Annotated in this window: 13 protein-coding genes; 10 read left to right on the top strand and 3 right to left on the bottom strand. The window is 70.5% G+C overall.

Annotation, left to right across the window (positions count from 1 at the left end; genetic code table 11):
• Positions 1–179: 179 nt before the first annotated feature.
• Together NR111_RS13995 and ramB are read right to left on the bottom strand one after the other, a co-directional pair.
• Complete coding sequence (locus tag NR111_RS13995; protein ID WP_182634014.1) at positions 180–764, bottom strand: carboxymuconolactone decarboxylase family protein; 585 nt, start codon at positions 762–764, stop codon at positions 180–182.
• Between the two features lie 5 nt (positions 765–769).
• Positions 770–2,224 (bottom strand): acetate metabolism transcriptional regulator RamB, encoded by a 1,455-nt coding sequence (ramB, locus tag NR111_RS14000; RefSeq protein ID WP_067717137.1) that lies wholly within the window; start codon positions 2,222–2,224, stop codon positions 770–772.
• Positions 2,225–2,418: 194 nt separating this feature from the next.
• Here ramB and aceA point away from each other — a divergent pair, with 194 nt between their 5' ends.
• From aceA to NR111_RS14045, 9 genes are all read left to right on the top strand, one after another.
• Positions 2,419–3,708: an isocitrate lyase gene (gene aceA, locus NR111_RS14005; protein WP_067717135.1), complete on the top strand. Its 1,290-nt coding sequence runs from the start codon at positions 2,419–2,421 to the stop codon at positions 3,706–3,708.
• Between the two features lie 135 nt (positions 3,709–3,843).
• The gene (locus NR111_RS14010; protein WP_256821134.1) at positions 3,844–4,761 is read left to right on the top strand and encodes a 3-hydroxybutyryl-CoA dehydrogenase; all 918 of its coding nucleotides are present in this window, start codon (positions 3,844–3,846) and stop codon (positions 4,759–4,761) included.
• Between the two features lie 4 nt (positions 4,762–4,765).
• Positions 4,766–7,177: a 5-methyltetrahydropteroyltriglutamate--homocysteine S-methyltransferase gene (gene metE, locus NR111_RS14015; protein WP_256821135.1), complete on the top strand. Its 2,412-nt coding sequence runs from the start codon at positions 4,766–4,768 to the stop codon at positions 7,175–7,177.
• A gap of 21 nt (positions 7,178–7,198) precedes the next feature.
• The gene (locus NR111_RS14020; protein ID WP_256821136.1) at positions 7,199–7,507 is read left to right on the top strand and encodes a hypothetical protein; all 309 of its coding nucleotides are present in this window, start codon (positions 7,199–7,201) and stop codon (positions 7,505–7,507) included.
• An 89-nt stretch (positions 7,508–7,596) separates the two neighbouring features.
• The gene (locus NR111_RS14025) at positions 7,597–8,805 is read left to right on the top strand and encodes a DUF445 domain-containing protein (protein ID WP_256821137.1); all 1,209 of its coding nucleotides are present in this window, start codon (positions 7,597–7,599) and stop codon (positions 8,803–8,805) included.
• 141 nt (positions 8,806–8,946) lie between these two features.
• On the top strand, positions 8,947–9,468 hold the full coding sequence (locus NR111_RS14030; RefSeq protein WP_096906772.1) for a helix-turn-helix domain-containing protein: 522 nt from the start codon (positions 8,947–8,949) through the stop codon (positions 9,466–9,468).
• A gap of 79 nt (positions 9,469–9,547) precedes the next feature.
• Positions 9,548–10,777, top strand: a complete 1,230-nt coding sequence (locus NR111_RS14035; protein ID WP_256821138.1) for a hypothetical protein — start codon at positions 9,548–9,550, stop codon at positions 10,775–10,777.
• A 147-nt stretch (positions 10,778–10,924) separates the two neighbouring features.
• A complete protein-coding gene (locus NR111_RS14040) occupies positions 10,925–11,206 on the top strand; it encodes a DUF2516 family protein (protein WP_067717117.1) in 282 nt (93 codons plus the stop codon).
• On the top strand, positions 11,203–11,913 hold the full coding sequence (locus NR111_RS14045) for a MerR family transcriptional regulator (RefSeq protein ID WP_256821139.1): 711 nt from the start codon (positions 11,203–11,205) through the stop codon (positions 11,911–11,913). The genes NR111_RS14040 and NR111_RS14045 overlap by 4 nt, the downstream gene beginning before the upstream one ends.
• 17 nt (positions 11,914–11,930) lie before the next feature.
• Here NR111_RS14045 and purU read toward each other — a convergent pair whose 3' ends face one another.
• Positions 11,931–12,797 carry a formyltetrahydrofolate deformylase gene (gene purU / locus NR111_RS14050; RefSeq protein WP_067717112.1) on the bottom strand — a complete coding sequence of 289 codons (867 nt, stop codon included), beginning with the start codon at positions 12,795–12,797 and terminating at the stop codon, positions 11,931–11,933.
• A 53-nt stretch (positions 12,798–12,850) separates the two neighbouring features.
• Between purU and deoC the strand changes: the two genes are divergently transcribed.
• On the top strand, positions 12,851–13,549 hold the full coding sequence (gene deoC / locus NR111_RS14055) for a deoxyribose-phosphate aldolase (RefSeq protein WP_069390408.1): 699 nt from the start codon (positions 12,851–12,853) through the stop codon (positions 13,547–13,549).
• Positions 13,550–13,575: the final 26 nt, after the last annotated feature.

The raw sequence follows: 13,575 nt of genomic DNA on the forward strand, positions 1-13,575 counted from the left end.
CGAACCCGCTGCACTCGGCTGAGGCCCGATCCGCCCCTCGGAATCCAACCCGCGTCCGGGGGCCGGAGGGCGAACCGTGATCCGGGGGGCGGATCGCGGGAGAGGGGCGGATCGCGGGAGCCGCGGGGTGGAACAGGCCGCGGGGTGGAGCAGGCCGCGGCGGGGTCAGGCGCGGCGGGTCAGCGGGGGCGGTCCGGCTGGACCCGGAGTGCGTGCAGCGACGTGGCCAACCCGTCGTACTGCGCCACCAACTGCACCAGCCCCACCAGTTCGGACGAGCCGAGGTGCGACGAGAGCCCGGCCCACGTGTCGGCGGAGATGTCCTTGGTCAGCACCAGCTCGTCGACTGCGGTCAACAGCACACGCAGCCGGTTCGGCCACCCGGCGGTGGCGGGGTCGGCTGTCGTGCGGGTGATCTCGTCGTCGTCGAGACCCACGCCCGCGCCGATCCGCTCGTGGTGGGCCCGCTCGTACGCGCTGCCCCGCAGGTGCGCGACGCGCAGGATGACCAGCTCGGTGGTGCGGCGGTCCAGCACGCCGAACGGCATCATCATCCCGGAGTAGGCGAGCCACGCGGGGAAGAGCCGGCGGGCGTGGCCGAGGGTGGCGAAGAGGTTCACGTCGCGCGAGCCGGTGACGCGTGCACCGAGCCGGTTGACGGCCCAGCCGAACGGGCCGAGCTCTCGGAAGCCGCCGGGCCGGATGCGGGGGACCTGCGCGGCGGTGCCGTCGTGGCTGTCGCTGCTCTCGTGGGGCTGGCTCATGGCCGTCAGGGTAGGCCAGCGGTCCCGCCGGGGGCGGACGGTTGGTCGAGGAGATACGGCGAGAGCGAGGACCGGTGGGCGTCCACCCGCAGCGCGTGGTTGAGCGGCGGGAAGGCCCGCTGCGGGCACGCGGGGCGGTCGCACATGCGGCAGCCGGAGCCGATCTTGGTGGCGGCGTCGACGTCGTCGAGGTCGAGGCCCTGCGCGTACACGGTCCGGTGGGCGTGGCGGGCCTCGCAGCCCAGGCCGATGGCGAACGTCTTGCGCGGCTGGCCGAAACGCATCGGACGGGTGGTGACGGTGCGCGAGACCCACAGGTGGAGGCGGCCGTCGGGCATCTGCGCGACCTGCCGCATGATCTTGCCGGGGAACGAGAACGACTCGTAGATGTTCCACAGCGGGCACGTGCCACCGGAGGTCGTGAAGTGGAACCCGGTCGCGGACTGCCGCTTGGACATGTTGCCGGCGCGGTCGACGCGCACGAAGCTGAACGGCACCCCGGCCGCGCCCGGTCGCTGCAGGGTCGACAGGCGGTGACACACCGTCTCGTAGCCGGTGGCGTGGAAGGCCATGAGCCGCTCCACGTCGTAGCGGAAGTCCTCGGCGGTGTCGAGGAAGCGCTGGTAGGGCATGAGCACGGCGGCGGCGAAGTAGCTGGCCAGGCCGCGCAGCGCGAGCGCGACGGCGGCGGGGGAGCTGAACGAACCCTCCTCGACGAGGCTGTCGAGCAGGTCGCGGTGCTCGAGGAAGGCCAGCTCGGAGGCCACGCGGAACGCCTGCTGGCCGGGCGTGAGGTGGGCGGACAGGTCGAGACGGCGGTCCTCGGTGGAGTAGCGGTGCCACAGCCCGTCGGGCAGGTCGACGCGGCGGGCGATGCGGACCCCGTGGGCCTCGGCCAGGCGGTGTTCGAGCTCGGCGCGGACGTCGCCACGGTTGAGCCGGATGCGGGTGGTGAGATCCTCGGCGGCGGTGTCGAGGGAGTCGATGTAGTTCTGCCGTTGGTAGAAGTAGTCCCGCACCTCCTCGTGCGGCATGGACAGCACCGAGCGGTCGACCGAGGTGTCCGGGACGTTGCGGGTCTCGGTCAGCGCGGCGAGCAGGTCCGCGGAGTTGCGGTAGCGCTGGTGCAGGAGCATGAAGGCACGGGCGAGCGCGGGGTGCGCGCGGACGAGGTCGACCACCTCGGCGGCCGGGACCTCGGCGGAGAGCTGCGTGTCGGTGAGCGCCTCGGTGACCGCCGCGATGAGCCGGGTGTCCGAATCCGAGGCGAAGAACGCGGAGTCCACGCCGTAGACCTCGGAGATCTTCACCAGGACCCGGGAGGTGACGGGGCGGGCGTCCTTCTCGAGTTGGTTGAGGTACGACGACGACAAGCCGAGCGACTGCGCGAAGGCGGCCTGGGTCAGGCCGTTCTCCTCGCGCAGTCGGCGGAGTCGCGATCCCATATGTGAGGCCGTCATCGGCTTTCCCTCCGAGGTCCGTGGCGAGCCCCACAATCTTCGCAAACTTTGCAAAGAAGGCAAAGAAACTCGCCACATTCGCACTTGTCGCAGGTAGACGCGCTGCCTGCCATGTGGCATTGTGTCTGGCGTAAGGGGCCGTAACTCGCAAGAGTGCGAATCCGGACCCGCCCCCGAGACAGAAAAGAGTCGCGATGTCGAACATCGGCAAGGCACGTACCGCTGAAGAGATCCAGCAGGACTGGGACACCAACCCCCGCTGGAAGGGCATCACCCGCAACTACACGGCCGAGCAGGTCGCGGAGCTGCAGGGCACCGTCGTCGAGGAGCACACCCTCGCCCGTCGTGGCGCGGAGATCCTCTGGGACAAGGTCAACAACAAGGACTTCGTCAACTCCCTCGGCGCCCTGACGGGTAACCAGGCCGTCCAGCAGATCCGTGCCGGCCTCGAGGCCGTGTACCTCTCCGGCTGGCAGGTCGCCGGCGACGCCAACCTCTCGGGCCACACCTACCCGGACCAGTCGCTGTACCCGGCCAACTCGGTCCCGACCGTCGTCCGCCGCATCAACAACGCCCTGCTGCGTGCCGACGAGATCGCCCGCATCGAGGGTGACACCTCGGTCGAGAACTGGCTCGCCCCGATCGTGGCCGACGCCGAGGCCGGCTTCGGTGGCGCCCTGAACGCCTACGAGCTGCAGAAGGCCATGATCAACGCCGGTGCCGCCGGTGTGCACTGGGAGGACCAGCTCGCGTCGGAGAAGAAGTGCGGCCACCTCGGTGGCAAGGTGCTGATCCCGACCAACCAGCACATCCGCACCCTGACCTCGGCCCGCCTCGCCTCGGACGTCGCCAACGTGCCGTCCGTGATCATCGCGCGCACCGACGCCGAGGCCGCGACCCTCATCACCTCCGATGTGGACGAGCGTGACCGCCCGTTCATCACCGGTGAGCGCACCGCCGAGGGCTTCTACCACGTCAAGAACGGCATCGAGCCGTGCATCGAGCGCGCGAAGGCCTACGCCCCGTTCGCCGACATGATCTGGATGGAGACCGGCACCCCGGATCTCGAGTACGCCAAGAAGTTCGCCGAGGGCGTCAAGGCCGAGTTCCCGGACCAGCTCCTGGCCTACAACTGCTCGCCCTCCTTCAACTGGAAGGCGAACCTGGACGACGAGACCATCGCCAAGTTCCAGAAGGAGCTCGGCGCGATGGGCTTCAAGTTCCAGTTCATCACCCTGGCCGGCTTCCACTCGCTCAACTACGGCATGTTCGATCTGGCCCACGGCTACGCCCGCAACCAGATGACGGCGTTCGTCGAGCTGCAGCAGCGCGAGTTCAAGGCCGCCGAGGAGCGTGGCTTCACCGCCGTCAAGCACCAGCGCGAGGTCGGCGCAGGCTACTTCGACCGCATCGCCACCACGGTCGACCCCAACACGTCCACCGCGGCGCTGAAGGGCTCCACCGAGGAGGGTCAGTTCCACTGACCACTGGTCGACCACACACGGTCGACGCAGCAACAGCGTGAACACACCGGGGGCCGCGGCCGTCTCGACGAGGCGGCCCGGCCCCCGGTGGTGTCTCCACCCTCAAGTTCCCTCCTCCCGAAGGACCCTGGACAGATGAACAGCTCCCGCGACGGCGCCGACCCGGGGCGGATCACCCGCGTCGGCGTGGTGGGCGCCGGACAGATGGGCGCCGGCGTCGCCGAGGTGTGCGCCCGCGCGCATCTCGACGTCCTCGTCTGGGAGTCCACCCGGGAGCTGACCACCAGCGGCCGCGCCCGCATCCTCGACTCCCTGGACCGGGGAGTGTCCTCCGGCAAGATCACCGCCCGCGAGCGTGAGCAAGCCGCCCTGCGGTTGCGTTTCACCACCGACCTCGGCGACTTCGTCGATCGGCAGCTGGTCATCGAGGCGATCGTCGAGGACACCGACACCAAGACCGCCGTGTTCCGCGAACTCGACGCGGTCGTCACCGACCCCGACGCCGTCCTGGCCTCCAACACCTCGTCGATCCCCATCATGAAGCTCGGCACGTGCACCGCCCGGCCCGAGCGCGTGATCGGTATGCACTTCTTCCACCCGGTTCCCGTGCTCCCGCTCGTCGAGCTGGTGAGCACCCTCGAGACCGGGGCCGCGGCCCGGGACAGGGCACAGGCGTTCGCCGAGCAGGTCCTGGGCAAACAGGTCGTCCACTCCGCCGACCGCGCCGGGGCCGTGGTCAACGCCCTGCTCGTGCCATACCTGCTCTCCGCCATCCGGATGGCGGAGTCCGGGTTCGCCACCCCGGAGGACATCGACAAGGCCATGGTCCTGGGCTGCGCCCACCCCATGGGGCCGCTCACCCTGGCAGACCTCGTCGGCCTGGACACCATCAAGTCGATCGCCGACTCGATGTACACCGAGTTCGCCGAGCCGCTGTACTCGCCGCCCCCGCTGCTGCTGCGGATGGTGGAGGCGGGCAGGCTCGGCAAGAAGAGCGGCCACGGCTTCTACCGCTATGACGCGCCGCGGGCGATGGCCCGCGCCGCGCGCTGAGATCATGTCGTCGTCGTCGTCGTCGTCGTCACAGTCACCGCCGCCGCCGTCGTCACAGCCACCGTCGTCGCCCACGCCGCCGCACCTCGAACCCACCCGCGCCTCGTCCGTCCTCGGGTACCCGCGCATCGGCCCGCGCCGCGAGCTCAAACGCGCCCTCGAACGGTACTGGCACGGTGACGGGACCCGGGCCGAGCTGCTCGCCACCGGCCGCAGACTCCGCGACGCCACGTGGCACGACCTGCGCGCCGCGGGCATCACGCAGATCCCCGGAAACACCTTCTCCTTCTACGATCACATCCTCGACGACGCCCTGCTCGTGGGCGCGGTCCCCGCGCGGTTCCGCGAGCTCGTCCGGGGGCTGGGCCCGCTCGACACCGTCTTCGCGCTCGCCCGCGGCCGCGCCGACGTCCCGCCGCTCGAACTGGTCCCGCTGCAGGGCACCTCCTACCTCTACCGCCAGCCCGAGTTCGACGAGACCTCCGAGCTGGGGCTGCGGCCGGACGAGCTGCTCGCGGAGGTGGCGCGGGCGCGGGAGCAGGGGTTCGAGATCAGGCCCGTCGTCACCGGCCCGGTCTCGCAGCTGCTGCTGAGCAAGGCGGCGCCCGACGCCGCGCCGGGATTCGCGCCGATCGACCTGCTCGACCGCCTGCTCACGGAGTACGAGGCGCTGCTGGGAGTCCTGGCCGACGCCGGGGTGACGTGCGTGCAGTTCGACGAGCCGTGCATGACGATGGAACGCACCGCCGACGAGATCGCGGCGTTGCGCCGTGCCTACGACCGGCTGGCGGCCGTGACGACGCGACCGCGCATCCTGGTGACGGGGCAGTACGGCGACCTGGGGGAGGCGCTGTCGGCGCTGGCCGCGACCGGCATCGAGGCGATCGGCCTGGACCTCGTGTACGGGCGGCGGTCGGCGGCGGACCTCGCGGACGTGCCGGGGCTGCGCGGCAAGCGTCTCTACGCCGGTGTCGTGGACGGCCAGAACGTGTGGCGCACCGACAAGTTCGCCACCCTGGAATACCTGCGTGACCTGCGGGCCGTCTTCCGGGACGTGGTGGTGTCGACCTCGTGCACGCTGCTGCACGTGCCGTACGACGTGGCCGCCGAGTCCGACCTGCCCGCCGAGCTCGCGGACTCACTGGCGTTCGCCGAGCAGAAGGTCGCCGAGGTGGTCTCGCTCGCGCACGCCCTGGTCGACGGCCCCACACCGCGCTGGCGCCGGTTGCCGGTACTGCCCAGCGCGCGCCGCGACGACGTGCGGGCGAGGACCGCCCGGGTCGACGACGACGACAAGGTCCGCGTCCCCTACGCCGAGCGGGCTGCCCGGCAGGCCGACCGGCTCGGACTGCCCACGCTGCCGACAGCGACGCTGGGCTCGTTCCCGCAGACGCGGGAGATCCGGCGTGCCCGCAGGGACCTGGCGGACGGGCGGATCGACTACGACAGGTACTGCGACTACCTGCGCGCCGAGATCGCCTCGGTGATCCGGCTGCAGGAGGACATCGGGCTGGACGTGCTGGTGCATGGCGAGGTCGAGCGCAACGACATGGTGCAGTACTTCGCCGAACTGCTCGACGGGTTCGCCGCCACCCGCAGCGGCTGGGTGCAGTCCTACGGCTCGCGCTGTGTGCGGCCGCCGATCCTGTACGGCGACGTGGCCCGACCCGCGCCGATGACCGTGGAGTGGACCGGGTACGCGCAGTCGCTGACCGACCGGCCGGTGAAGGGGATGGTCACCGGCCCGGTGACGATGCTCGCGCGGTCCTTCTGCCGCACGGACCTGGCACTGCCCGAGGTCGCCACGCAGCTCGCGCTGGTGGTGCGCGACGAGGTGGCGGACCTGGAGGCGGCGGGGACGGCGATCATCCAGATCGACGAACCCGCCATCCGGGAACTCCTGCCGCGCCGCGGCGCGGACCGGCGCGCGTACCTCGACTGGGCGGTGGGCACCTTCCGGCTGGCCTCGGCCGGGGCGCGACCGGACACCCAGATCCACACGCACCTCACCTACTCGTCTTTGCGGGAGATGAAGGCGGCGATCGAGGGACTCGACGCCGACGTCACCGCGATCGTCGCGACGCGGTCGATCGAGTGGGTGCTGGAGGCCCTGGAGGACCACACGCTGACCCGGCAGGTCGCGCCCGGGGTGTACGAGTCCCGGTCGGGGTTCGTCCCGGACATCGACCTGCTGCACTCGAGGCTGCTCCGGGCGGTGGACGCGGTCGGGGTGGACCGCGTGTGGGCGGTGCCGGACGGGGGGCTCAAGAGCCGTTACACCTGGCAGTTGGAGCCGAGCCTGCGCAATCTGGTCGCCGCCGCGCGGCGGATCCGACGGGCGGTTGCCCCGGATCCCCGGGGTTCCAATAAGATCGGACACAGAACAAGTCTCGGGTCACGGGCCCGGGATCGGTAGTTGAGAGAAGAGGACGACATCATGGCCGGTCAGACGCTCGAGCACACTGGTGCCGCCATCGTCGAGGAGTACTACCCGTCGTACGCGACGGAGGTCGCCCCCACGTACCCGCTGTACTCGACCTCGATCTACGTGGGGTCTGTCATCCTCCTGCTGAGCATGAGCATGCTGGGCCTGCCCATCACCGCCATCGGGTACTACACGGAGAACGCCGGGGTCTCGCTGGGGCTGGTCATCGCGGCGGTCGTCGCGACCACCGCCGTCTTCCTCCTCGGGCTGTTCATCTGCATGTACGGCTTCCGTAAGCACGGCCGCGAGGACGCACACTGACGGTCGACCCGGTCGTGGGTGCCGGCGCGCCCGCTCTCAGGGCGGGCGACCCGGCGACCGACGCCGAGCGGAGGTCAGCCCTCCGTCGTATGAAGATGGTCGCGACGGGGTTCCTCGTCGTGGCCGGACTGGTCTATCTGGTCGCGGAGTACGCGCTACACAACGGCGCCGACCCCTGGGTGGGTTACGTCCGCGCCGCCGCCGAGGCGGGGATGGTCGGCGGGCTGGCCGACTGGTTCGCCGTCACCGCCCTGTTCAAGCACCCGCTGGGGATCCCCATCCCGCACACCGCGCTCATCCGCAAGAAGAAGGACCAGCTGGGCACCTCCCTCGGCGGGTTCGTGGGGGAGAACTTCCTCGACCCCGAGATGGTGAGCGACAAGGTCCGCGGCGCCCGCATCCCCGAACGCGCCGGTGAGTGGCTGGCCGAGGACGACCACCGCGCGATGGCCTCGGACCAGGCCGCCAAGGCCATCCGTGCCGTTCTGGCCGTGCTCCGCGACGACGACGCCGTCGCGATCATCGAACGCACCATCGTCTCCCGCATCGCCGAGCCGGAATGGGGGCCGCCGGCCGGTCGGATCCTCGCCGAGCTCCTCGACGAGGGACGCCACCTGCCCCTGATGGACCTCATGGCCGACCGCGCCCACGGCTGGGTGGAGGCCAACCCCGAGACCATCGACCGCTGGGTCCGCGAGAAGGCCCCCACGTGGGCGCCCCAGTTCGTCAACGAACTGCTCTCCGAGCGTGCCTACCGCGAGCTGCGCGAGTGGACCTGGCAGATCAAGGTCGACAAGCAGCATCCCGTTCGGGTGGCGCTGATCGGGTTCGTCGAGGACTTCGCCCGCGACCTCCAGCACGACCCGTCCACCATGGCCAAGCTCGAGACGTTCAAGCACGAGGTCATGGGCCGCGACGAGGTGCGCCGCGCCGCCGGATCGGCGTGGGCGGCCGCCAAGCGCATGATCGTCGAGGCCACCGAGGACTCCTCGTCCACGCTGCGGGTGAAGATCGACGATCTCCTGGGCCGCCTGGCCGACATGCTCGTCGGGGACGAGAAGATGCGGGCGCGCCTCGACGACTACATGACCCGCACCGCTCGCTACGTCGCGGAGAACTACGCCGGCGAGGTCACCTCGATCATCTCCGAGACCGTCGAACGGTGGGATGCCGACGAGGCCTCCGACAAGATCGAGTTGCTCGCGGGCAAGGACCTGCAGTTCATCCGCATCAACGGCACGGTCGTGGGGGCCCTGGCGGGGCTCGTCATCCACACCACCACCGAGCTCATCTTCTGAACCCGGCCCGAGTCTGATCCCGACCGGCCTGTGTGACCCATCGCACCGCATCGCCGTACACATAGCGCTTGCTGTAGCAAGCACTCGTTGCTAGCGTTGGGGTCAGGCGATGAGAGACGGACGCCGGAGGGAGGTGACTCCATGGCCGCACAGAGTGGACACACACACGACGAGGCTGCGGAGAGCACCGGAGCACAGGTCGATGAACCGACCGCCGCAACCCTCGCGCGTCGCAACAAGCCGACGGGTGAGGTGCCGCGTCACAGCGACCTCACCTCGCACGGTGAGGACGACAAGCGTTCGTCCGAGTCGCAGGACATCGGGTCGTTCATCCGCGCCCAGCGGGAGGCCGCCGAGGTGTCCATCCGGCAGCTCGCGGAGCGTGCCGGCGTCTCCAACCCGTATCTGAGCCAGATCGAACGCGGGCTGCGCAAGCCGTCCGCCGAGGTCCTGGGTCAGATCGCCCGAGGTCTGAGGTTGTCCGCCGAGGTGCTCTACGCCCGCGCGGGGATCCTCGAACTCAAGCAGGGGAGTCCGGTGAGGGATGCGATCCTCACCGCCCCGGACCTCACAGAGCGACAGAGGGAGGTGCTCGTGGAGATCTACGAGTCGTTCCGAGCGAACAACGCAACGGCAGCCGCCCAGGTCGTCAACGTTCCCTGAGGGAACTCCGGACGACGGCCCGCAGGGCCACGTGACACCGCACAAGAGAACACCCGCACGACACCACCGAGGAGTCAAAATGGCCGACAAGAAGCCCACTTCCAAGAAGAGCGCCGCCGAGGCCGCCGAGCAGAAGGCCAAGGGCGAGGCCGTCAAGGAGCAGGCCCTGGAGGGCCCGCTCGGTCAGGCCATCGCCGCCGTGCGCACCCCGGTCTACGCCTACGTCGGGGTCAACGACCTCGCCATCCAGGCCGTCTCCGGCATGGTCGCGGACCTGCGCCGTCGCGCCGAGGAGGCCGTCACCGAAGCGCAGTCCAAGGTCACCGAGCGCGTGGCCGAGGCGCAGAACCGCATCAACGAGCGCGTGGCCGGGGCGCAGACCCGCGTCACCGAGGTCCAGCACCGCGTGAACGAGGTCCCCGAGCGCGTCCAGGCACTGCCGGCCGAGGTCGAGGAGCTCGTCACCCGGTTCCGCCCGGAGGAGCTGCGCAAGGTCGCCGACGCGTACGTCCAGGTGGCGGCCGGGATCTACGGTGGCCTCGCCGCCCGCGGTGAGGACGTCGTGAGCCGGCTACGCGAGGAGAACCCGCAGCTCGAGGCCGGCCTGGCCCGCGTCAACGAGCAGGTGGCCCGCGCCGCCGGCGCCGTCGAGGAGCAGGTCGAACTGGGCGAGGACGCCCTCGGCACCGTCGCCCGCCAGACCCGCACGATCGGTGTGAAGGCGGCTGGCCGCGTCTCCAAGAGCGCCCGCCAGGCGGCCGAGACCGCCGGCGACGCCGCCGACTCGGCGGCCGAGCGGGTCGATGAGGTGGCCGAGCGCGTCGACAAGACGGCGGGCAAGGCCGCCGACAACGTCGACAAGGCCGCTGACAAGGCCGCCGACCGCGTCGACGAGGCCGCCTCCAAGGCGTCCGCCGAGGTCGCTCGCGGCACCGCCGAGGTCGAGGCCCGCACGGCCAAGAAGGCACCGGCCAAGAAGGCTGCCGCCAAGAAGGCCCCGGCCAAGAAGGCGCCCGCCAAGAAGGCCGCCACGAAGTCGACGACCACCAAGGCCACGGCCACCCCGTCGACGACGGGTGCGGCGACCGCCGACAAGCCGGCTGCGACCAAGCCGGCCGCGGGTAAGCCCGCGGCGTCCAAGCCCGCCGCCACCAAGCCGGCTGCCACCAAGTCGACTGCTGCCAAGCCGGCCGCCGCATCGGCCGGGAGCGATTCGGACGCCCCCACGCCGATGGAGCTCGCGGACAACGATCCCGCGCTGACCACCGCGGACACCCCGTTGCCCCCCGCCGGCACCGACCGCGTCTGATACAGCGGCACCTGACGCCCCGGCCCTCCTCCTACGGAGGGGGCCGGGGCGTCGTGCGTTGCGGTCCGCCGCAGGGGTCGGGCCGGGATCTGGACGCCGTGAACATGGTCACACGCGGTGACATGAGTGCCGACTACACTGGGCCGCGTGATTGACACTCTTCCCGGGACGTGGGGCATGGTCCAGCTGGCTATCCAGGGCGCGCTCGTCGTGTGGGCCCTGGCGGGACTGGTGCTGGCAGTCCTCCCGCCCGCGTCGGCGTACTCGATCGAGGGCAAGTGGCCCAAGCCCGCCTGGATCGGCATCTGCGCCGTGGCCGCCCTCATGTTCGCGATCCGGCCGTTCGGCTTCCTCAGCATCATCGCGATGGTGGCAGTGGGTGTGTTCTTCGCCGACGTCCGGCCCGCTGTCGGGGGACGGCGCAGGTGACACCACCGGAGGCCGACGGGTTCCAGCGGATCGAGGAGCTGGCCGAGGACTCCGGCACCACGGTGCGCAACATCCGCGTCTACCAGGAGCGGGGACTTCTCCCGGCCCCCGTCCGCAGGGGTCGCACCGCGTTCTACGGGCCCGACCACAAGAACCGACTGAACCAGATCCTCCGGCTGCTCGACCGCGGCTACACGTTCGCCACCATCGAGGAGCTGTTCATCGCGGAGCGCCACGGCTTCACGCTCTCCGAGCTGCTGAACTCGGACGCCGTCCTACCGGAGCGACGCTCGAGCGGCACCCGCCGCCGCCTCCCTCGTGGCGGCATGGAGGCCGTCGCGGGTTTCGAGTTCGCCGAGGAACTCCTCGACCAGGGATCGGCCATCGGCCTGGTCAGTGAGCCGAGTGCGGCCGACCATTTTTTCGCGGACCGCTACATGTACGAGCTGTTCCGCGAACTCATCGTCCTCGGGGTCGGTGAGGAGGGGATCGACAAGATCGGTCGCCTGTTCCTCAAGGGGCAGAGTACGTCGGCCGAGGCGCTCGACATCCTGGTGGAGACGATGCGAGACGCGGGGATGGACCAGTCCGTGATCATCAAGAGGGTCACGGGGATCATGCCCCGGGCCGGCGCCGCCGCCCGCCTGATCTTCCTCTCGGCGGCCGAGACCCTGCTCAGCGAGCGGCACGGCTTCCCCAAGAGCTGACCTGCCCAGGAGCGGACCTAGGTGAACACGACGGTGCGTCCGCCGTGGACCAGCACCCGGTCCTCGAGGTGCCAGCGCAGACCCTTGGCCAGGACCAGCTTCTCGGCGTCGCGTCCCTGCCGGACCATGTCTTTCACCGTCGCCGTGTGGTCCACGCGGATGACGTCTTGCTCGATGATCGGCCCCTCGTCGAGGTCGGCGGTCACGTAGTGGCAGGTCGCCCCGATCAGTTTGACGCCGCGGACATGCGCCTGGTGGTAGGGGCGGGCGCCCACGAAGCTGGGCAGGAAGCTGTGGTGGATGTTGAGGGCACGCCCTGCCCACTTCGTGCAGAGCTCGTCCGGCAGGACCTGCATGAAGCGGGCCAGCACGATCGCGTGCGGGTCGATCTCGTCGACGATCGCGGCGACCTCCGCGAACGCCGGGCCCCGCTCGGCGGGGTCGGCCGGGAACGGCACGTGATGGAAGGGCGCACCGTGCGACTCGGCCATGCCGCGCAGGTTCTCGTGGTTGCCGATCACGGCCCGGACCCGCGCAGGGTAGTCGCCGCTCTCCACGCGCCCCAGCAGGTCGTGGAGGCAGTGCCCCTCCTTGGAGACCAGGATGACGACGTCCTTGGGCTCGGAGGAGTCCGAGATGTGCCAGTCGGTCTCCGGGCCCAGCTCGGCTGCCACCCGCTCGAAGCGGCGCCGAAGTTCGTCGATCTCCATGCCGATCGACTCGGCGCTCACGGACTGGCGGGTGAAGAACCAGTTCGAGTCCTCGTCCGCGTGGTAGGCCGCCTCCGTGATCGTCCCGCCCAGCTCGGCGAGGAAGGTGGCGATCCGGGCGACGATACCGATGCGGTCCGGGCAACCCAGGGTGAGGACGAAGCGACGTGACATGAGTGCCCATTGTGCCAGCAGGGATGCCGGGCGGCCCCGCTAGGCTGGCAGGCATGGACGCCACTGCGACGAACGAGCTGACCCGCGCCCGGGTCGCCGCCATGATCGACCACACCCTGCTCTCGCCCGACGCCTCCCGCGACGACGTCCGGGCCTGCGTCGACGAGGCCCGCGAGTTGGGCGTCAAGGCCGTGTGCGTGAGCCCGGCCATGCTCCCGGTGCGGGGTGAGGAGCTCGTCGTCGCCACGGTGGCCGGTTTCCCCTCCGGCAAGCACCACTCGCTGGTCAAGGCGATGGAGGGCAGGCTCGCGGTGGACCAGGGGGCCCGTGAGGTGGACATGGTGATCGATGTGGGCGCCGCCATCGCCGGACTGGTCGACGAGGTCATGGCCGATGTGCTGGCCATGCGGGATGCCGTGCCGCCGCCAGTGGTCATCAAGGTGATCCTCGAGACCGCGGCCATCCACAAGGCGCTGGGCGAGGAGGCGGGCGACGAACGAATCGAGGCCCTCTGCCATGCCGTCGCCCGGGCGGGGGCCGATTTCGTCAAGACCTCCACCGGTTTCCACCCTGCCGGCGGCGCCAGCGTGCGCGCGGTCGAGGCCATGCACCGGGCGGTGGGCGGCCGGCTGGGCATCAAGGCCTCGGGCGGGATCCGTGACGCGGATACCGCCCGCGCGATGATCGCCGCCGGTGCGACCCGCCTCGGGCTGTCGGGCTCCCGCGCGGTGCTGGAGGGCTTCCCCGAATAGCCGCGTCGCCCGTCGCCCGTCGCCCG

Source organism: Dietzia sp. Die43 (assembly GCF_024519835.1).
GTDB lineage: Bacteria > Actinomycetota > Actinomycetes > Mycobacteriales > Mycobacteriaceae > Dietzia > Dietzia kunjamensis.

Excerpts from the sequence above, each read along its gene's own strand:
- NR111_RS13995 (WP_182634014.1), bottom strand. The coding sequence starts at position 764 with ATGAGCCAGCCCCACGAGAGCAGCGACAGCCACGACGGCACCGCCGCG.
- ramB (WP_067717137.1), bottom strand. The coding sequence starts at position 2,224 with ATGACGGCCTCACATATGGGATCGCGACTCCGCCGACTGCGCGAGGAG.
- aceA (WP_067717135.1), top strand. The coding sequence starts at position 2,419 with ATGTCGAACATCGGCAAGGCACGTACCGCTGAAGAGATCCAGCAGGAC.
- NR111_RS14010 (WP_256821134.1), top strand. The coding sequence starts at position 3,844 with ATGAACAGCTCCCGCGACGGCGCCGACCCGGGGCGGATCACCCGCGTC.
- metE (WP_256821135.1), top strand. The coding sequence starts at position 4,766 with ATGTCGTCGTCGTCGTCGTCGTCGTCACAGTCACCGCCGCCGCCGTCG.
- NR111_RS14020 (WP_256821136.1), top strand. The coding sequence starts at position 7,199 with ATGGCCGGTCAGACGCTCGAGCACACTGGTGCCGCCATCGTCGAGGAG.
- NR111_RS14025 (WP_256821137.1), top strand. The coding sequence starts at position 7,597 with ATGAAGATGGTCGCGACGGGGTTCCTCGTCGTGGCCGGACTGGTCTAT.
- NR111_RS14030 (WP_096906772.1), top strand. The coding sequence starts at position 8,947 with ATGGCCGCACAGAGTGGACACACACACGACGAGGCTGCGGAGAGCACC.
- NR111_RS14035 (WP_256821138.1), top strand. The coding sequence starts at position 9,548 with ATGGCCGACAAGAAGCCCACTTCCAAGAAGAGCGCCGCCGAGGCCGCC.
- purU (WP_067717112.1), bottom strand. The coding sequence starts at position 12,797 with ATGTCACGTCGCTTCGTCCTCACCCTGGGTTGCCCGGACCGCATCGGT.
- deoC (WP_069390408.1), top strand. The coding sequence starts at position 12,851 with ATGGACGCCACTGCGACGAACGAGCTGACCCGCGCCCGGGTCGCCGCC.